General features: G+C 67.6%; 22 protein-coding genes. 16 read left to right on the forward strand and 6 right to left on the reverse strand.

The window, feature by feature from the left end; all coding sequences use genetic code 11:
• Window positions 1–4: 4 nt before the first annotated feature.
• On the forward strand, window positions 5–193 hold the full coding sequence (locus AB0I54_RS42240) for a hypothetical protein (RefSeq protein ID WP_363301681.1): 189 nt from the start codon (window positions 5–7) through the stop codon (window positions 191–193).
• A gap of 18 nt (window positions 194–211) precedes the next feature.
• Window positions 212–772, forward strand: coding sequence for a hypothetical protein (locus AB0I54_RS42245; RefSeq protein ID WP_363301682.1), 561 nt, complete (start codon window positions 212–214; stop codon window positions 770–772).
• Between the two features lie 20 nt (window positions 773–792).
• Here AB0I54_RS42245 and AB0I54_RS42250 read toward each other — a convergent pair whose 3' ends face one another.
• Window positions 793–1,011, reverse strand: coding sequence for a hypothetical protein (locus tag AB0I54_RS42250; protein ID WP_363301683.1), 219 nt, complete (start codon window positions 1,009–1,011; stop codon window positions 793–795).
• 190 nt (window positions 1,012–1,201) lie between these two features.
• On the opposite strand from AB0I54_RS42250, the gene AB0I54_RS42255 reads away from it, so the two are divergent.
• The 8 genes from AB0I54_RS42255 (at window position 1,202) to AB0I54_RS42290 (ending at window position 5,253) form a co-directional block, all read left to right on the forward strand.
• Window positions 1,202–1,441: a hypothetical protein gene (locus AB0I54_RS42255; protein WP_363301684.1), complete on the forward strand. Its 240-nt coding sequence runs from the start codon at window positions 1,202–1,204 to the stop codon at window positions 1,439–1,441.
• A 197-nt stretch (window positions 1,442–1,638) separates the two neighbouring features.
• Complete coding sequence (locus AB0I54_RS42260) at window positions 1,639–2,097, forward strand: RRQRL motif-containing zinc-binding protein (RefSeq protein WP_363301685.1); 459 nt, start codon at window positions 1,639–1,641, stop codon at window positions 2,095–2,097.
• 120 nt (window positions 2,098–2,217) lie between these two features.
• Complete coding sequence (locus AB0I54_RS42265) at window positions 2,218–2,670, forward strand: Pycsar system effector family protein (protein ID WP_363301686.1); 453 nt, start codon at window positions 2,218–2,220, stop codon at window positions 2,668–2,670.
• 40 nt (window positions 2,671–2,710) lie between these two features.
• On the forward strand, window positions 2,711–3,205 hold the full coding sequence (locus AB0I54_RS42270) for a hypothetical protein (protein WP_363301687.1): 495 nt from the start codon (window positions 2,711–2,713) through the stop codon (window positions 3,203–3,205).
• Window positions 3,206–3,305: 100 nt separating this feature from the next.
• A complete protein-coding gene (locus AB0I54_RS42275; RefSeq protein WP_363301688.1) occupies window positions 3,306–3,983 on the forward strand; it encodes a GGDEF domain-containing protein in 678 nt (225 codons plus the stop codon).
• The gene (locus AB0I54_RS42280; RefSeq protein ID WP_363301689.1) at window positions 3,980–4,264 is read left to right on the forward strand and encodes a hypothetical protein; all 285 of its coding nucleotides are present in this window, start codon (window positions 3,980–3,982) and stop codon (window positions 4,262–4,264) included. The genes AB0I54_RS42275 and AB0I54_RS42280 overlap by 4 nt, the downstream gene beginning before the upstream one ends.
• A 26-nt stretch (window positions 4,265–4,290) precedes the next feature.
• Complete coding sequence (locus AB0I54_RS42285) at window positions 4,291–4,842, forward strand: WhiB family transcriptional regulator (protein WP_363301690.1); 552 nt, start codon at window positions 4,291–4,293, stop codon at window positions 4,840–4,842.
• Window positions 4,843–4,908: 66 nt separating this feature from the next.
• On the forward strand, window positions 4,909–5,253 hold the full coding sequence (locus AB0I54_RS42290; RefSeq protein ID WP_363301691.1) for a hypothetical protein: 345 nt from the start codon (window positions 4,909–4,911) through the stop codon (window positions 5,251–5,253).
• Window positions 5,254–5,464: 211 nt separating this feature from the next.
• Here the strand turns inward: AB0I54_RS42290 and AB0I54_RS42295 are convergent, their stop codons facing one another.
• Complete coding sequence (locus tag AB0I54_RS42295) at window positions 5,465–7,798, reverse strand: TerD family protein (protein ID WP_363301692.1); 2,334 nt, start codon at window positions 7,796–7,798, stop codon at window positions 5,465–5,467.
• Window positions 7,799–8,133: 335 nt separating this feature from the next.
• Here AB0I54_RS42295 and AB0I54_RS42300 point away from each other — a divergent pair, with 335 nt between their 5' ends.
• The 3 genes from AB0I54_RS42300 (at window position 8,134) to AB0I54_RS42310 (ending at window position 10,969) form a co-directional block, all read left to right on the forward strand.
• Window positions 8,134–8,298 (forward strand): hypothetical protein, encoded by a 165-nt coding sequence (locus AB0I54_RS42300; protein WP_363301693.1) that lies wholly within the window; start codon window positions 8,134–8,136, stop codon window positions 8,296–8,298.
• A gap of 533 nt (window positions 8,299–8,831) precedes the next feature.
• A complete protein-coding gene (locus AB0I54_RS42305) occupies window positions 8,832–10,037 on the forward strand; it encodes a ParA family protein (RefSeq protein WP_363301694.1) in 1,206 nt (401 codons plus the stop codon).
• The gene (locus AB0I54_RS42310) at window positions 10,034–10,969 is read left to right on the forward strand and encodes a ParB/RepB/Spo0J family partition protein (RefSeq protein ID WP_363301695.1); all 936 of its coding nucleotides are present in this window, start codon (window positions 10,034–10,036) and stop codon (window positions 10,967–10,969) included. The genes AB0I54_RS42305 and AB0I54_RS42310 overlap by 4 nt, the downstream gene beginning before the upstream one ends.
• A 169-nt stretch (window positions 10,970–11,138) precedes the next feature.
• Here AB0I54_RS42310 and AB0I54_RS42315 read toward each other — a convergent pair whose 3' ends face one another.
• Together AB0I54_RS42315 and AB0I54_RS42320 are read right to left on the reverse strand one after the other, a co-directional pair.
• A complete protein-coding gene (locus AB0I54_RS42315; protein ID WP_363301696.1) occupies window positions 11,139–12,101 on the reverse strand; it encodes a hypothetical protein in 963 nt (320 codons plus the stop codon).
• A 112-nt stretch (window positions 12,102–12,213) separates the two neighbouring features.
• Entirely contained in the window at window positions 12,214–12,387 is a 174-nt protein-coding gene (locus tag AB0I54_RS42320) for a hypothetical protein (protein ID WP_363301697.1), read from the reverse strand.
• Window positions 12,388–12,625: 238 nt separating this feature from the next.
• Here AB0I54_RS42320 and AB0I54_RS42325 point away from each other — a divergent pair, with 238 nt between their 5' ends.
• From AB0I54_RS42325 to AB0I54_RS42335, 3 genes are all read left to right on the forward strand, one after another.
• A complete protein-coding gene (locus AB0I54_RS42325; RefSeq protein ID WP_363301698.1) occupies window positions 12,626–13,525 on the forward strand; it encodes a hypothetical protein in 900 nt (299 codons plus the stop codon).
• A gap of 1,644 nt (window positions 13,526–15,169) precedes the next feature.
• On the forward strand, window positions 15,170–16,420 hold the full coding sequence (locus AB0I54_RS42330) for a hypothetical protein (protein ID WP_363301699.1): 1,251 nt from the start codon (window positions 15,170–15,172) through the stop codon (window positions 16,418–16,420).
• A gap of 213 nt (window positions 16,421–16,633) precedes the next feature.
• Window positions 16,634–17,563: a Ku protein gene (locus tag AB0I54_RS42335; protein ID WP_363301700.1), complete on the forward strand. Its 930-nt coding sequence runs from the start codon at window positions 16,634–16,636 to the stop codon at window positions 17,561–17,563.
• Between the two features lie 7 nt (window positions 17,564–17,570).
• On the opposite strand, the gene AB0I54_RS42340 is transcribed toward AB0I54_RS42335, so the two are convergent.
• Together AB0I54_RS42340 and AB0I54_RS42345 are read right to left on the reverse strand one after the other, a co-directional pair.
• Window positions 17,571–17,987: a hypothetical protein gene (locus AB0I54_RS42340; RefSeq protein ID WP_363301701.1), complete on the reverse strand. Its 417-nt coding sequence runs from the start codon at window positions 17,985–17,987 to the stop codon at window positions 17,571–17,573.
• A 46-nt stretch (window positions 17,988–18,033) separates the two neighbouring features.
• The gene (locus AB0I54_RS42345) at window positions 18,034–18,387 is read right to left on the reverse strand and encodes a DUF6233 domain-containing protein (RefSeq protein ID WP_363301702.1); all 354 of its coding nucleotides are present in this window, start codon (window positions 18,385–18,387) and stop codon (window positions 18,034–18,036) included.
• Between the last annotated feature and the right edge of the window lie 36 nt (window positions 18,388–18,423).

The raw sequence follows: 18,423 nt of genomic DNA on the forward strand, positions 1-18,423 counted from the left end.
CACCGTGATCGTCTCCGTCCCCGGCGCCCTGCTGCTGTTCATCGTCGTGGTCGCGCTGCTCCGGCAGGGCTACGTGCGCGGCGGATCCGCCCTCGCCTGCGCCGCGTTCGGGTTCTGCCTCGCCTCCACCGGCATCGCCCCCGCGATCACCGCCCTGCTCCACAGCGTCGCCCAGTTCACCTCGCTCCACTGACCTGCCCGGAGGCCTGCCATGCCCGCCGCCCTGCACCCGGACCACGCCCCACGGCAGGCCCCGCCGACCGACACCACGCGGGTCGCCAGCGGCGCCGGTGACCTGAGCCTGGAGGCACGGCTGGCCGCCGTGGACGCGGCCATGTCGGTACGCCTGGACGAAGCAGCCGTCGCGTTCGAGGTGCGCACCGCGCACATTCCCGCAGAGCCGGTCGACCTTGCCGACGTCGTCACCGTCCCGCTCACCCCGACCCTGCCCCAGCCCGCACCGCAGACCTACAGCACCCCGGTCGCCGCGCTCCTTCAGCGGGCCCACCGCCGGATGGAAGCCGACGGATGGTGCGCCGGCACTCTGGTCGACGAGGACGGCGCGGTCTGCCTGCTGGGAGCCATCCGCGCCGAGGCAGCCGGCGACCGCGGACTGGAAGCCGACGCCGCTGCCGTGCTGCTGGACGCCATCCGTCGCCGCTTCGGCGACGTCGACTCCGTGCCGTCCTTCAACGACGCGCACGGCAGCGGGCGCACCCCGCTGCGGATGCTCGGTGATGCAGCCAGTCTGGCTGACGCCCGCGGCCTGTAACGGCCAGCACCTGACGCGGGTCAGCTATCCAGCTCGATGACCAGCTGCCCGTAGTCGTCCACCCACGCCGGATACACACATCCGTCCACGATGGCGCGGTTGACGAACACCTCAACGTCGGCGGCGGTGTCGATGACCAGCACACCGTTCTCGTCGGTGTACGCCTGCCACGTCATCCCGTCGGTGTCGATCACCGCCTCGAACTGCACCACCGGCGGATCGCTCCGAAAGAAGCCCATCTCACTCCCCCTGCCGCGATACCGGCTCCCAGCGTGCCGCACGCACGGTCCGCACAACAGGCCTCGCCCTGCCGGGTTCCCTGCTTCGCAGCTGATTCCCTCGCCGCCCAGATACACGAGGAATTCGGCTGCGGCACAGGCCGCCCGGCCGTCCAGCACTACCCGACCCCGACCTGAAGGAGACGAGACCGTGGCCAAGGGTCCCGCCGTCATAGGCGTGCTGACCGAACCTTCGCGACCGACCTGGTGGAAGGCGAACCGGCACAAAGTCTTCGGCGTCGCCGGTCTACTGATCGGCTACCTGATCGGCACCCACCTGCACGGCGCCGCGGCACAGCAGCCAGACGCCCCGCGCCCGGGTCACACCACGCCCGCGCCGGCGACGTCCGGCGCGCACCGCACGCCTTCGGCCCTCGGACTCACCGCCTGACACCAGCCGCACCACCCCGCTGTGCCCCACCGACGAACCGAACACAGGCGGGGCACAGCGCTGTTCACCGACGACTGGAGGACATCACCCGTGCTCACGCCCCGCCCGCGCCGCCGGATCGGCCGGCCCCGCCCGCAGCGCCCCGGACCCCGCTACCCGCACCGGCCCCGCCGGCTGCCTGCATCGTGGGGGAGCTGATGGGCACGGCGATACGCAAGAAGTGCCGCCAGGCCGTGCGGGTTCCGCGCACCGGCAGCGGTCTGCCGGAGTATGACCGCGGCGCCACCGAGGGCCTGGCCACCCGGCGGCAGTTACGGGCGCTCGGGCTGAGCCCCGGCGGCCACGACCCCGTCGGCGTTCTGCGCTGCAAGCGCTGCGCATACCGGCCCGGCCAGGCGTGCACCCACCCCACCCGGGCCTGGCTGTACCGCCTCGACCTGGCCGTGCCCAAACGCGTGCCGACGCTGGCTCAGGAGTGGGCGCTGGACCGTGCGATGGCAGCGCGGACCACTTGCCCGCTCTGCCTCCGCCGCTACATCTACTGCCTCCCGCTGCGCATGCTCGGCAGCTGCCTTGAGTGCCACGACGGCACCCCGGCCGACCCGGGCAGCTACCTCGCTCCCCCGGCCCCGGACGTACACCGGCTGGCCGCGTAGTGCGATCACCGTCCCCCGGCCCTGCAGGGCCGGGGGACGGATCACCGGGCGGCCGTCGCATCGGCAAGGGCCGGCCGCCCCCGCTCCCCCTCACCCCTTCGAGTTCAGGGAAACCTGCCTATGACTACCACGGCCTCCACCACCGACAAGAACCTGGATGCCGCCTGCGTCTCGGTCGTCAATGAGATCGGACGCACGGACGGCAAGGCATCCTTACTACTCGCCTTCGACGGCGCCGTCCTCGCAGGCCTCGCCTCCGCCACCGGCAGGCAGCTGCCGCCGACGGCGAAGGTGTTCGGCACGCTCGCCGTTCTCGCGCTGGGTACGGCTGCCGTGCTGCTCCTGCTCGTCGTCCGGCCCCGCCTGCGCGGCGACGACCAGGCGTCCTTCCCGTTCTGGGCCCGCATGGACGAGGACGCGATCCGCGCCCGCATGGACGGCGACACACGAGCCGCCCGGATCCGGGTCCTGTCCGCCCTCGCCGTGCGGAAATTCAACCTCCTGCGGCGCGCCGTCGACCTGACCCTGACGGCGCTGGCCCTGCTTGCCGCCGCCGGCATCGCCGCCCTGTGACCCACCCACCCCGCTCACTGCTGTGACGAGAGGACATGCCGTGACCGACACCCTGAACCCGCCGGTTCGCCCGTACGCGGACGACTCCCCGCTCGCCTACCTGATGGACCTCGCCGACCAGGCACACTACGTGCCCACCGACGACGAGCAGCGCGAGGACGCCGTCACCACCGCCGCACACCACATCTACGACGCCTACCACTCCACCATCGGCCAGGTCCTGGACGCGGGAGACTGGCGCGGCTACCCCGCCCTGCGCCCGAGCGGTTTCCCGGAGTTCGAGCCGTCGGCCGTGGCCTGGCTGGACGGCGGACTGTGGCTGCACCACACGCTGCGCACCGACATCAACGGGGCCGTCGACGTCCTCGCCCTGGTCGTCCCGTGCACATGCGGCCAGGGATACACCGACATCGTCCTGGACACGGAGGACGACCTGCTGGAGATCCTCGCCGACCTGCGCGCCACGAACGGCCGGAGCCCGCACGACGCCAGCCACCCGGACTGCCACAGCGTCCGTTCCGTCCGCGCTCTCTGACCCCGCACACACAGCAAGAAGCGCACCCCCAAAAGCCTGCAAGCACGCGGGGTGCGCCTCTCTCAATCGCCCCCCCCGAGGGGGCAGACCGGAGACCATCATGCCTGCATCCGGCGCCTTACGGCAGCCGAAGCGCACGTTCGTCATCACGGCGGCCGCCGTGCCGCTCGCCCTGGCCGCCCTCGCGGCCGACGACCTGCGCGTGCGCCGCCAGCTCGACAACGCCCGCCGCGACCCGCTGACCGGCCTGCCCGGCCGCGACGCCCTGAAGGAACGCACTGTCCGGCTCGCCCGCACCCACCACAAGCAGCTGCACGTCATGGTCGCCGACGCCGACGGCCTGAAAGCGGTGAACGACACCCTCGGACACGCCGCCGGCGACACCCTGATCGCCGCCATCGGCCACCGCCTCGGAACATGGGCCGCCGCCCACGGCGGACTGGCCGCACGCCTCGGGGGTGACGAATTCGGCGTCGCGGCGCGGGTGTCGCCCACCACGACCGCCCGTGAAATCCGCGCTCTGCACGAGCTGCTGACACGGCCCGTCGACCACGACGGGCAAGCACTGCACCCGGCCGTGTCGATCGGCACCGCCCGCGCCGTCGACCTGCCCGACGCAGCCGACATCCGCCTGCTGCGCGGCGCGGACATGGCCATGTACCGCGTGAAAACGGGCGAGCAGCCGCCCGGCTACCTGGCGACCCACTACGACGCCTACACGCCCACGGTCTACGGACGCCGTCCCGGCCGCCCCGGCACGCACCTGCCCCTCGCATGACCAGCCGGACCCGCAAGGCGCCGCTGTGGGAGCCGGGCTGTGTCCCGGCTCCCGGCGGCCTGCTGGACTGGCGCGACGGCCGCCATTTCGACCGCTGGCAGGACCTGCCATGCGCGCTGTGCAGCCACCCGACGCCGATGCGCTCCCACCACGGCGAGCCCGTCCATAAGGCCTGCGCAGAGGACTGGATCACCGCCAACCCCGTGAAAGCACGGACCGGACGGTTCGCCTCCGACGTCCAGCCCAAGCGCACGCGCGACGACGCCCAAGACCACGCCTGACTTCCCTTCTGCAGGAGAGCTCCGCCATGCCCGGATCCCGATCCGCCCCGCCGGCCTCCGACCGGATCACCTTCCCCTTCACCGCCTCCCGCACCGCATGCCAGCGCCAGCCCGGCCTGTTCTCCCACGAGGCGACCAGCACACCCGCAGCGCGGGCCGACATCGAGCAGGCCAAGAGGCTGTGCTCCGGCTGCCCGATCGTGACGGGCTGCCTCAAGTGGGCGCTGGCCCACCCGACTCAGGCACGCCTCGGCGTATGGGCCGGCACCACCGCACGCCAGCGCACCCACCTCCGCCAGCGCCTGGCCGACCGGCTCGGCACCGACTGGGTCACAGTCGTCGCCGACCACGAGGACCGGCTGCGCGAGCAGCGCCAGGCCGCCCGCCACGCCCCGCTCACCGTGCACGAGGCACGCATCGTCCGCCTGGACCGCGACCTCAACGGACCCATGCCACCCGCACGTTGGCGCCTCACGCCCGGCGAGCAGCAGCGCAACGTACACCGGCTCCTGACTGCGACCAGGAAGGCAGTCCGGAGCGGAGAACACCGACCCGTGACCGCCACCACGCGGCTCTGAAACAGCGGCCGCCGTTTCCACGGCGGCCGCTCCGTACTCCGACCACCCACAAAGAGAGGGACTTCATTGCCCAGTCAGACCGCTGACAGCCCCGCTGCCCGCCCGCCGATCGTCGTCCTGTGCGGGTTGACCAGGTACTGGGAGCAGCTCGCCGAAGCCGCGCTGTACGAGACCGCCGCCGACCGCATCGTCCTCGCACCCGGCTGCAACCTCAAGCAACCGCACCCCTTGTGGGCCACCCCCGCACAAGCCGACCGGCTCAAGCCGGTCCTGGACGACCTGCACCTGCGAAAGATCGACCTTGCCGACGAAGTCCTCGTGGTCAACCCCGACGGCTACATCGGCGACAGCACCCGCCGCGAGATCGCCTACGCGCACCGCCTCCGCAAACCCGTCCGCTACACCCACTGACGTCCCGGCCCCTTGCACGGCTGGTGAGTTGACCGTGTGACCTGGCCCGGACCCGCGATGCGGGTCCGGGCCTTTTCTGTTTCTAGGCCTCACGGCACGGGGTGCTTACGACGTAAGCACCCTCAACATGCAGGAGCTAACGCCAGCACGAGTGAAAGGTACGGCACGTCCGACATATTTCGATCACTGACGGCAATCTGCCCATACATGCTCAGTTGGTGCTTTGAGTCCGCACCTCCTGACGCTCCAGGGCATGGCGCGCGTGACGTCCTTCATCTTCGTCATCAGCTACGTGTACGCCGTGGTCCAGGGCCACATCACGCAGGCCTCCTGCGTAGCCTCTCCCTCCAGCGATGAACGCCCATCCGCCGACGTGCTTCTCCAGCGCGCCGCAGATGACGGCTGTGCCGCTTAGTGACAGTGCGGAGATTTCATAGCGAGCGATCTCGCGGCCGCCTGGCGTGGCGACTCGGATATAGGGGTGTTCGACTCCGGCAAGGGTTCGGTTCGGCTGACCAGAGTCGAGCGAGAGGGCGAACATGACTCTGGTGACTTCGGCCGGAAGTCTGCCGGTATTGACAAGGATTGTGGCTTGATCGCCGTTGCCCGGCGCACTGCCGGGATGCACGATCGAGCGGTCGGGGGCCTGCAGCTGGTTGTAGAAAACGAAGTAGTTGTCCGAGTAGACGCAGTCCCCTGTGAGCGCGAGCGCGGACGCGTCCAGTTCTAGATCTGAGTCCGTGGATTTCCAGCCCAGGCCGAAGACGAGCGTCCCTGCAGTTACAGATTTTGCGAGATCGACAAGGTCCCCGTCCGTCAGGACTGTGGATGGTGCCGGAGCGAGCTGGACAGCCAGGAGCCCGGCGTCCACAAGGCTGGTGACCAGGGACCGGGCCTCGGCCGTGGAGATGAAGAGGTGCTCGGCGATCTGCCGGATGCTGTGTGGGTCGCGGCAGAGGCGGTAGAGGTCTTGATGTTGTCCAATGTTGATGTGTTTTATGGCGGTGGCGGTAGTCCGGACGACGGTGTCGAGCGGCAAAAGGTCACCGTGTGTTTCCGCTACGCCGCCGCGCATGGTGTTAGGGGCTGCGAAGTCCTCGCTACTGCTCCCTTGAGTACCCGCTTCATGTGGGGCGTAGCTCGTCGGGCGCTCACCGTGCCTTTCACGGTAGGCATGCTCGATCGCGTGGGCGGCTGTCGGCCGGAAAGCCTGTAAGGCGCTTTTTAGAGGTGGTAGCTCAGGCACCGGACGGTCTCGGCAGGCTGCATCGAGAACCCACTCAGCGTCCTGCTCGGTCACTCCCTGCATGACTTTGAGTACCTGGACCGGGGGACTGTCTCTGCCTACAGCGCTGAGCATCTGGTACGCATCAGTATGTTGTTCATCAGCCCGCAGCGATTCCACAGCATCGACGATGTCTGCAGCTGGCCAGGACCTAGCGACGCGTTTCAGGACCTGGTACACCACCCCGTCGTCAGTGAGGGTCCGCAGTTCCCCTACCACCAGGGGCATGTCGGCAGCCGAAGCCTCGGCTAACACATGCATGATCAGCTCGGCAGCCGGATCGGTCAACGCTTCCCCCACGAGCCGGGCGGAGACTCCCAAGGCGTCAACTATCGGTAGTTCACGGCTGACGCGACGGAGGTACTCCGTGAGCTCGTCAGCCGTGAAGCTTTCACCCTGGATCACCATCAGGAGGATGTCGAACCATGTGTCTCCATCCGCCGCAGACACGGCCCCTGCCCATGAGAGGCCCTCAAGGTTGTTCGCGAGGTTGTCCGACACATCATTCGAGGCAGCAGAGTTGTCCGACGGGTTGTCCAGGTGTAGTTCGGTGGCCAGCTGATCGAGTCGGTCAGCACTGTCGTCCAAGTGCCGTGCGGCCTTGACCAGCGCCAGATCGATATCGTCGACCGAGTGGTTCACAGCATCCTGCAGGTCGAGTGGCGAGCCAGGCGCCTGGGCCGAGTCATCGGCATCTGGGGCGGGAGCCTCACCGCGGAGGCGCTCGAGTTCGGCAGTCAGCAGCCGTACCTGCTCGGTGGCCTCCTCAGCGAGCCGATCGGCCTTCTGCCGTTCGGCACGAGCACGCTCCAACTCGCTCTCTGCCGTGACCCGCTGCTGCTCACTTCGTGTCAGACGCTCGTGGACCTCTTCCAATTCGGTGTGTACGGAGCGAGAGGAACGAAGACGGTCCTGCTCCCGGGCCAGAGCGGCAATGTCGCGGTGGAGCTTGTCCACCATCGCCAGCAGTACCAGCACCATCTGATTGGCATCGTTGCGCTCGCGCTCCAGCTGCGTTGCGCGTTCCATGGCCCGGACCAGTTTGTCCGAGACTTCGAGTGATCTCTGCTGCAGGATCACAAGGTCCGCCGCGTCAGCTGATCGACTGGCACTCGCGCCGGCAGCCTTGGCCGCGGTCTGTCGGGCAGCTGCTGCTTGAGCAAGAAGCCGACCCCGGTCAGCAGCGTCTCGTGAGCACACGTCGGCAATTGCCTCGACGAAGTCCTGCTGCAGCCCGACGCCTGCGAGCCGATCCGACATAGTCGATCGGCTGGGGATGCGACCGTTGGCGAAGTGTTCCGGCGTCAGCCGCTTCAGAACGTCATCGACTCGCAGGCCCGCGCGATCCAGCCACTGTCTCAGTACCTCAGCGACAGCGTTGGCCTCAGCAGATGCCCCCTTTAAATCCCCCCACGGACGAGTCCGCCTGCCCCCACCGGTCACGCAACCCCCTGTACAGCGAACAACCTGCCCTTATCCAGGCTTATCCAAGCGGCGACCCGGACAAGTAGACCAGCCCCGGCCACCTGAAGAGCGTAGAGGCGTCATCGCACCGCAGCTGAACGTTTAGCCTTCGCCGTAGAGGAGCCCACAAGATGCACGCCTTCCAACACGCCTTCGACATCGCTCTCAATGGACTCCTCACGGAGCTTCCTGCCCAACTCATTACGACGGCGGCAGCAGCGGCCGCAGCCGCCGCGGTCCGGGCCCGCAAAAAGCGCCAGACCTCAACCAGCGCCAAGGCCGACACCGAGCGCTAGGCAGGGCACGGCCCAATGGGCTGATTCCCTTCCGGTCAGGGAGGCGATGAGGCCAGGCGCGGGACGTCATCGGACTGGAGGTCGGGGCGGACTCGGCGGAAGCGGGCGGGGTGCCGCCGGCGGCCGGAGGCAGGGAGACCTCAAGGACCTGGTGGCTGCCTCACCCGGCGGAGAACGACTCCCCTGTCCATGGGTGGCCGCTCTTGGCCGGGGTGAGCAACTCGGCGGCCGCGGTGCCGGCGGCCCGGGCGAGGGTCGTGGTGCGGCCCACCCATGGCCGCACCCTGCACGCTGACGCCCCGTCTGATTGCCTCAGCGTTCCTGCCTCGCCCCTTTCACGGCTGGTGAGTTGACCGTGTGACCTGGCCCGGACTCGCGATGCGGGTCCGGGCCTTTTCTGTCTTTCAGGCCTTCCTGGCGCGGGGGTGCTTACGACGTAAGCACCCCCAATGTGCAGGAGCTAACGTCAATACGAGTGAAAGTTACGGCTCGCCCGACATATTTCGATCGCCGACGGCAGTATGCTGCCGTGCATGGCATCTCCGACACCAGGAGGTGAGCGGGAGAAGCTCGTATCCAAGCTGCCCGCCGCCCTCCGACAAGCACTCAAAGTCCGGGCGGCCCAGCTCAGTACGGACGTCCAGGACGCCGTTACGGCTGGCATCCAGGCATGGCGCGCCCATCTGGAGCCCCTTCCCGCTGTCGACACCGCAGGAGCGGAGTCGTTCGGAACCTGGCTGCCCGAAGGCCTCTACGACGACTTCAAGCTGGACTGCGCCACCCGCGGCGTCTCCTACATCCAAGGCCTCGCCCAAGCTGTTGCCCTCTGGCTGGAGCAGAACCCCGCCGATGATGAGAAGGCGCCGACGCGCCGCATCATCGTCTGCAACCAGAAGGGCGGTGTTGGGAAGACCGCCGTCACCGCAGGCCTCGCACAGGCGCTGGCGGAAGACTCCAGCGCGCTGTCGGACAAGACCGGCGGTGCCGCTGAAGTCGCCCAAGCCGCGGCCCGACTCGGGCTACGTGTCCTCATGGTCGACTATGACCCCCAAGGGCACCTCTCCCACCAGCTGGGCCTCAAGGCCATCCCCGCCGGCGGGGAAAGCCTCATCACCCACATGCTCAACAGGGAGCAGGCGAAGACGCCCCTTATCGACCTCACCGTCGTCATAGACGAGGCACGCTTCGCCGACCGGCTCCGCATCCTGCCGGCCGCATTCGACGCGTTCCTGCTCGACTCCGGCCTCACCATGTTCCGCGGCCCCCGGCACGCCGCCCTGGAGCGGGCCCTCGCGCCATTGGAAGAGCACTTCGACGTCATCGTCATCGACTCCCCTCCCAGCCTCGGACTGGCCATGGACGCCGCCATCTACTACGGCCGCCGCCGCGACGGGGAAAAGCCCGGATCATCCGGCCTGGTGATCCCCGTCGAAGCCGAAGACACCTCTGCGCAGGCCTACGGCATGCTCATCAACCAGGTTGCCTCCCTCACCGGCGACTACGACATCGAGGTCGAACAACTCGGGCTCGTGGTCAACAAATACGACTCACGACGAGGCTTCATCGCCACCTCCTCACTGGACAAGTGGAAGAGCCTCGGCTCACCCCCCGTCCTTGCGGTCATCGGAGACCTGAAGGAACAACGCGAAGCCGTGCGGCTTCAGAGGGCGCTCCTGGCCTACGCCCCCGAATCCGACCAGGCCCACCACATGCGCGAGATCGCCCGGAGGCTGACATGAGCAAAGCCGACGCTCTCGGTGGATCCGCGACCTTCGACGCGGTTGCCCAGCCCATGAGCAGCCGCGCCGCTAGCTTCGCTGCCTTTGCCGGGCAGTCCAGCGCACCGCCCGCAAGTCCTGCTGCCGTTCACAGCGAAACCCTCCGCGTTCCCGTCGATCAGCTGGCGCCCAACCCCTACAACCCGCGGGCCACCCTCGCGGCAATAGAGGAAATGGCAGACAGCCTCACCGGCAAGGGCGTCATCCAGCCCGTCACCGTCGTTACCCGGGACGCCTTCCTGGCGGCCCATCCCGACCACGCCTCAGATCTCACGGCGGACTACGTCGTCGTCGACGGGAACCGCCGCCTCGCCGGCGCCAAGCTCGCAGGCCTCGATGACGTACCTGTCCACATCGACGATTCTCTCGCCGAGGACGCGGACACCCTGCTGGAGACCGCGCTCACGGCAGCCGTCCAACACGAGGACCTCGAACCCCTCGACGAAGCACGAGCCCTGCAGCGCCTGGTCGCAGTTCACGGCTCTCAGCGGGCGGTCGCCCGATCGCTCGGCAAGTCCAGCGGATGGGTCACCCAGAGACTTGCCCTTCTCAACCTCACCCCCGAGCTCAAGCAGGCCGTCTCCCAGAAGACGATCCCCCTGGACGTCGCCCGCACAGTCGGACAGCTGCCAGAACAGCAGCAGCACAGCGCCGCCGAACAGGCACTGAAGCAGCGCGCCGCCAAGAAGCGCGAACGTACGAAGAAGGCAGAGCAACCTGCGGCGCCGTCCCGTACGGACGGAGCTGCTCATCGGGCGGCTGAGGCGTCAGAGAAGCAGTCCGCGCATGCCACGGTCAATTCAGACCACGAGCTGCACGCCTTGGCTCAAGAGCTTCGCGACCGCCTGACAGCCGAACAGATGGAGAAGCTGATCAAGCTGCTCAAGGCGTGAGTGAGTCACCTTGAGTGCTTACGCCGTAAGCACCCCGTTCCGTGGCGTCCTGCGCGGCGCCGTTGAGAGCCCCGCCGAGTCGGCGCTCTCACGACCGTCAGCCCGCCCCCAGTGACCGAGGTGCGACCGGCATCGTCAGTGGATGCACTCGCTTACAGAGCCACTGCGCTTAGCAGCCCGAGTCTTCCGATGTCTGTATGCCGTGGATGAGTGAGCGCAGGCTGAGGTGGACCGATGCCCGTGGGGCAGCGAGTGCCCTGTTGGCTCCTTGGAGGAGGTGGCCGGTCTTCTTTTCTGCGACAACGTGATCGGCGTAGCCCGCAGCACAGGCGAGAAAGTACAAGTCGTTCAGGTCGTTGTTGACCCACTTGTCCGCGGCGTTGCGCAGGCGGGCTTGCGTGACCTCAAGCACCCTGCCGTTGAAGGGCAGACGAGTGAAGAAGTCGACCGTGGTCTCAGGCTGCAGATAGCCGGAGAGCTCTTCGGTGCTGATGCCTGCCAGCACACATGCTTGAGCGATCTCTATCTTCAGGTCGCCGAGCATGTACGTGGCCGCGACCATGCGCATGTTGCGTTCCGCAGGATGGTCCCGAAGGTACCGGGCGAGGGCGGCCGGAACTCCCGCCCACTGTTCGACGACGGCTCTTGTGGCTTCCAGATCCTCCTTCGGGAGAGTCTCTTCAAGCAGCAGACTCGCCCAAGTGGCCCGCCAGATGAGGTCAGACATCTGGACCTGCTCTGATCCGGAAGCCGCGCTGCCAATGACGGGTTGGTAGTTGAAGAACGGCGATTCTGCAGCGGTGGTGAAGACATCCTCCGCAGTCAGCTCCGGCCCACCGAAGGCACTGACGAATTCGTACCGACGCACGACCAGCGGATTCAGCATGTGCCACCCGTTGTAAGCGTCGAGCATGGCCTGGGCGAGGTGTCGGCGGCGCTCCTTGGTGCCGGCATGGACCGTTTCGACCAGGTGCGCGCTGGACAGCGGCAATCGCACCTGCCCTGCTGCGACCAGCCCCCACAAGGCGTCTGCGGCCTGACGCTCTTCGGCCACCGGGATCTTCTCAGGCGCGACACGTGCTCGGGCCATCGTGACCCAGTGATTCTGATCCAGATAGACAACCTTGGTCATCACACCCCGCTTTCAAAGGAACTCCGGCACAAACCGCGCCGACCTGCGAAGACCAGACCGGCCAGACAGCCCTCAGGTTGTACCGATCGTCGGACTGCGGATACAGCCCGCTTCACCGCGTGAGGATCACGCCGATGACGGCGGTCATGACGGTGACCACGCTGACTGCGGCGCCGAGTGGCTGGCTCCATGTCGGGTGGCGGTGTACGAGGTAGGCGGCGCTGGCCGCGAGCAGTCCCACGACGGCGGCCAGGAGCAGAAGCACGAGCGATGCGAGCGTGGACAACGGTTCTCCCTCGGAGTTGAGTACGGCCCCGAAATGGAGCACGCAGTACATACGACTGAAGAGCTGATTCGGGTACATGGCGGCCCGGTGTGGGGGCCTGGAAGACCCGGACTGGCGACGCCACTTCGGGCCGACACGGTCTGCTCACAGCTGGCCGGAGCACCCGCGGACCACAATCCCGTCAGGGGATTGCTGGAGGCCATTCGAGGGGCCCGGATCCGGGTGTAAGTTCCACGCCGTGACGGACGAGACCGATGAGTGGCAGCCGGCTACCGCTGAGGACCTGGTCGCCGATGCCGTGGCGCTCGGCGTCCCGAAGGCCAGTCCGCGCATGATCACGGACTGGACGGAGTACGGCTTGCTCGGTGCTCCGGCGTTCCGCAAGTCCACCCGGCACGGCAGCGATGCACGGCTGTACTCGGCCGATCAGCGGCGGCTGTTCACCGAGATGCTCAAGGCCCGCCAGCGCTCTCCACTCGCACGCGTCCCGCACCACACGCTGATCCGCGTGGTCCTGTACATATGGCTGACCGACGACACGGTCGTGTCCGATACCCAGGCACGCCGCGGCTGGCGCACCTGGGCGCGGGCCACCAGGAGCACCGCAGCTCACCGAAGCGAGACCGCTCGCCAGATCGTTGACCAGTTCGCCCACCCTGATGCCCCGTACCACCAGCGCCGCAAGGCACAGCTCCTGATCGAACAGGGTGAGAAGCAGCGCTCCGCGGACTGGGACCGGCTCTATTCGGCGCTGACGGAGGTCTGCTCTCCTTGGCCGGCGGCTCCCGGCAGCCGCATCGAGCGGAGCATCGGCACGCCCATACTCCCTTTCGGCGTCCGGGAGGCCATCGCCACGTGGATGCTCAACCACAAGGTGAGCCGTCAACTCGCTGCAGAAGCGGTCCCCGAGGCTACGCTCGTCCAGGCCCGCGCTGAGCATCGCGTGAACTGGCAGTCGTACGAAGCCCAGCGGGAACAGTTTCAGATCCAGGCCACGAAGCCGGAAATGTTCGAGAAGCCTTCGGACCTGGAGGAGCAGGTCAAGCAGCACGTGGCAGGCTTCCTCCCGGCCCTCGGACACGTACTCGGACTTGACCAACCAACATTCGCCGAGGCCCGAGTCCTGGGTCAGCGCTAACGGCTGCGTTCGAGCGGGGTTGCGCGGGCCCTCTGGCACGGCCGCACACACAAGCGTCGCTCGCTGCGGGCAACGTGGCCGGTCACGGCTGGGGCTGGGGTCGGCCCACCGTCCCCCTGCCCAGCTCGGCATTTGTGCAGGTAGTAGATTTACGTCTGTGACGAAAAAGGCGGAACGCAGTCCGGACGCACAAGAGCGGCTTGTGCAGCGCACCTGCGCCTGGTGCGGTGCGCGCATCGCCTACACGGGCAGGGGCCGGCCACCCGTCTACTGCTCACCTGCACACCGGTCCCGGGCATGGGAAGTGCGCAGCGCCGACCGCCGCGCGGATCGACCGGTGGCGGCCGGCGGGCGGACCGCCGAGCCCGTCCGGGAAGTGGTGGAGCGTACCGTCGTGCGCACTGTCCCGGTCCCGACCGCGCCCCGTCCTGCCGTCCGGCTGAGCGGCGAGCCGTACACACTGCCCACGGATGCCGTTGAGTGGGTGGAAGCCCTGGCTGCACTGCGTACCGGCGCAGGGTCCGCGCGGATCTATCCATTCCGCGAGCAGCTCGCTCGCGCCTGCGACCGTGCAGCGCGCGCCCTGCGCGAGGCCGAACCGGATCAGGCTGTCTGACGCTTTGGGCGTCGCTCGTGCACGTTGGCCGGGCCGCGGGGTGTGCTGTTGTGCCTCGGGTGGGTGATCTCCGCCTGGTGTCTGTGACGCTGGCCGGTGGGACGGGCGTTGGCCGTTCGTGATCCGTTACTTGTTCACCGCGGCGGCCACGGTGACCGTGCTGGCGTCCGGGCTTGTCGGTCCTGCGGCGGCGTTGGCTGTGTCCCCTCCCGTCGTACGCTCCTGTGCCGCGAAGTGGCGGGCCGTCACCACGGTGCCGGTGCGCCGGCCCCGGTGGATGAGGGGTTGGTGGCCACGACGCGTTCGCCGGTTGTCCGGTACCTGCGCCGGGGCGAGGTGGTCACGTCCTGCGTGACGGCGATCGGACGGGGCAGCTGGTCGCTCTACCGCGAGTGCGGCGGCGGTCACCTGTGGCAGGTGGTTCCCGGCGGGCAGGTACCGCGAGGGTGCCTGCGGCGGCAGTAGCCAGCGGCGGGCTGGCGCTGGCCCGCTTCTAGGCTGGCGCTGGCCAGTGCGAAGCAGGAGACAGCCGAAGAGCACAGGGCAGTCCATTGAAGCCGGCGGCCCTCCGCAGGAAACTCTGCTCGCGGGTGACCAGTGCTGGTCTGGCTTCTAGGCTGGGTGTTGTAGGTTCTCAACTTCAGTGTCAGGCGCCGACCCTGTGACCCGGATGTTTCCCTTGAGTCTCACGATGTGTCGGCAGGCGGCTGTCTCAGATCGGTGTCATTTCCCCAGGCTGTCCAGCAGGCTGCAACGCGGCCCGGGGCGTCACGAACCTGCATCGGCAACCAATCAGCTCCTGGTGACGTGCAGCGCAGGTTGCGCGGACACTCCGTTGCACTTTGCGTGATTTTGGCTGTGTCGCTGCGGTCGCGAAAAGCAGGTTGCACACGAACGTCCCGAGCGTCGTCGCCGACAAGCGTCTGCGGGACTATGGACGGGTTGATCAGCCCATAATTGGAGTCAGTGCCGAGCGACCCGGCGCATCGCACCCGCCCCGGGTGCACTCACCGCGATCGGAGAGCATCGTGAAGAACAGCGCGTTGTGGCGAGTGGTTGACAACGAGAGTGGTACACAGTCCATCGTCAGCACGCCCTCCGAGGCGGTCGCGTTCGTCAACAGCCGGTTCGACACCGATGACGACGACGAGCCGTTCAGCATCACTAAGGTCGGCCCTCTCCTTCCGAAGCCGCTCGGGGTCATCACCGCATGGGCGGCCAAGAAGGACGGCGAGCGAACCGACGGGCGTACTGCCCCGATCACCATCAGGCCGGTTGTGACGGACAACGCCAGCGAGTGCGACGACGTCGTGCTCTGGGGCGACGTGTACGTCTCCTGGGACCACGACATGTACACCGTCGAGGAGCCGGACAGCTCCGAGTACAGCGAGGCTTACAGCGCAACCGAGTTGAGCGCGATCCTCGACGAGTACGCCGACGACTATGAGTACGCGCCTGAAGGGCCTGAAGGGCCCGACAGCCACAGGTGGCCGAAACCGGAAGAGTTGATCACCTACGGCGCCCAGGAGTGTGCCAAGCGGTTCGGGCACCTCGACGACGACGCCCTGCTGTGGCTCGCTGCCACCCGCATCACGCTCGCCGTGTGGCGCAACACACCCGTCGAGAACTGGCATGCCGGGAAGAGTCCGCTCCACGACGGCACAATGATGAGGATCAACACGGCAACCACCCGACTCGTGCGCTCGATGTTGTCGTTCGACCATGTCGACTGGATCGGTCTCGGTCTCGCGATCGTCAACCCGTCCCGGGTTCTACCGACAGGGCAGTCCGTGCTCGAGCTCGGGCTGGCCTGCCACAACCCTGACGACCCGGCGCACGAGGTTGATCCGCGAGAAGAACTCGCGGAGATGGCACAGGTCGCGATCTCATGGGGGCGAAGGTACTGCCTTCGCGAGAAGGAGTTCGGCCTGCGAACCCTGATCGAATCCTTCTGTGCGTCCGACAACGGCTGGTTCGGAGCACCAAGTTGGGGGCGCATCGTCGATCGGTTCCTTGCGGCTGTCGACGACCGGGAGAATGCGCACTGGCGCATACACCGGGACAAGCCTTGGTTCGACGAGTGGTTCACCAACCGCCCGGCCGACATTGCGGACACCACGGAATTTCGTCGGCTGCTCCATGCCGGGCCCGACCTGCTGTCCGAGGAGGCCGCCGAATGGTGCGTGGAAGGTGCCATCGGCTACATCTGCCAGGACGACCATGCGAACGGCTGCCTGCGGTGCGGTATCCCGCTGGCAACGGAGTCCCCAAACGAGTGAACGTGGGCAGCCTCCTCCGCGAGCGCTACGTTCGCATCCGCGTGAGGCGCCCACGCCGGACCTGAGGCAAGGCCACCCGAACGAATGACGGCAGTGGCCAGCGATTCTCAATCCCGTGTCAGTTCGGCCAGTCGCATGACATCGCGACTGAGAAAATGACACGGGATCTGAGAACCTACAGGTGTGCTCGGGGTGTTCTGCGGAGGTTCTGCCATGCCCCGGACGATCTGGAGCGGCGCGATCAGCTTCGGTCTCGTGACCGTTCCCATCCACGTGGTGTCCGCGACCGAGGACCACAGCGTGCGCTTCCACCAGTACCACGTTGAGGACATGGGGCGGGTGCGGGTGCGGAAGGTGTGTGAGCTGGAGGACCGTGAGGTCCGCCAGGACGAGATCGGCAAGGGCTACGAGCTCACCAGGGCACAGGTCATCCCCGTCTCGGACGAGGAACTGCGAAACCTTCCACTGCCAACGGCGAAGGCGATCGAGATCCAGGGGTTCGTGCCGTGGGAGTCGATCGACCCGATCAGGATCGGGGAGGGCTATTACCTTCAGCCGGACGGGCAGGTCGCGGTGAAGCCGTACGAGCTGCTGCGCAGGGCGTTGGAGAGGTCGTCGCGGGTGGCGGTCGCGAAGTTCGCCTGGAGCGGTAGGGAGCGGCTGGGCCTGCTGCGGGTGCGGGGGAACGCGCTGGTGCTGCACGCGATGCGGTGGCCCGACGAGGTCCGTGACCCGTCGGAACTGTATCCGCCGGCGGTGGAGGTGTCGCAGGAGGAGGTCGACGAGGCCGTGCTGCTCGTCGACCGGATGGCCACCGACCGGCTGGAGGGTGCGGACTTCGTGGACCACTACACCGAGGCCCTGGAGAAGGTGATCGAGGCGAAGCGGGAGGAAAGGCCACTGCCGCAAGTGCCGGAGCCGGAGATCCAGCCGGGCAAGGTCGTGGACCTGATGGCCGCGCTGCAGGAGTCCGTGGCCCGGGCGCAGGCCTCCCGTGGCGAGGACGTCGAGGCCGACGTCCACGAGATGCCCCAGAAGGCCACCCCCAAGAAGGCGGCGAGGAAGACACCCGCCGCGAAGAACAGCACGGCTGGCAAGACCACCGCGAAGAAGACGACGGGGGGCCGGCCGCGCAGTGCCTAGTGCCGCATCAGGCAACGTTCGCCCTGGTGAGGAACCAAGCCAACACAGCCACGCCGATGGGTAACGCAACAAGGTAGCCGACGAGGATACCGACGCCCGGATCAGCCAGCGCAGGAAAGGCCCAGTTCACTGCTGCAGCCACGAGCAGTCTCACCGTTGCTAGCGCAAGGAGAGCGGCAACAACAGCAAGCCGACGCGGCGGGCCCGCCCCGCGGTACAACTCAGCCGCAGGCCCGATCGCGATCAGGCCCGTCACGAGGAGGACGAAACCAGTGTCGGGCAGCCACCCGAACGGCCACCCCACGAGAGCGACCAACCCGGAGACAGCAAGGCCGCCTAGTTCCAACGCGACGGTGGCCACTACCGGGTGGTCCCACGAGTGGCGTCGGATCGAACCGCTCCCACTGTCCTTCTCATCGGCCACGTCGCCAGAGTAGCCATCGACAGGGCGAACGTTGCCTGATGCGGCACTAGTCCAGGATGCCCAGGGCGGTGTCGGGGCGGCAGTGGATGCATGCGGGTATCTGTCGGCGCAGGGCGTCGAGTGCCTGCTGCCGGGTGGCCGGGCGGCATCGTCCGCTCTTCGCGGCTGCCCAGCAGTCGCCGGTGTGCACGGCGTCGATGTTCTGCTTGTTGAGGCCGTACTGGATCAGCCACTCGGGCGGGGCTGGACGCATCTGCTCGCCGCGGCGGCGTTCCGCTTCCCGTCGCTCCTCGGCTGCTATCCAGGTGTCGAGCTGGGCGAGGGCTGCCGTCGCCTGCTGGGCCACGACGCGGCGGGCGAAGTGGAGCAGTTGGAGCCGCGACGGCGCTTCCTCGTTCACATGTTCGATTCTATGATCGGGGGAAACAACGGTCAC

This window comes from Streptomyces sp. NPDC050625 (assembly GCF_040654755.1).
Taxonomy (GTDB): Bacteria; Actinomycetota; Actinomycetes; order Streptomycetales; family Streptomycetaceae; genus Streptomyces.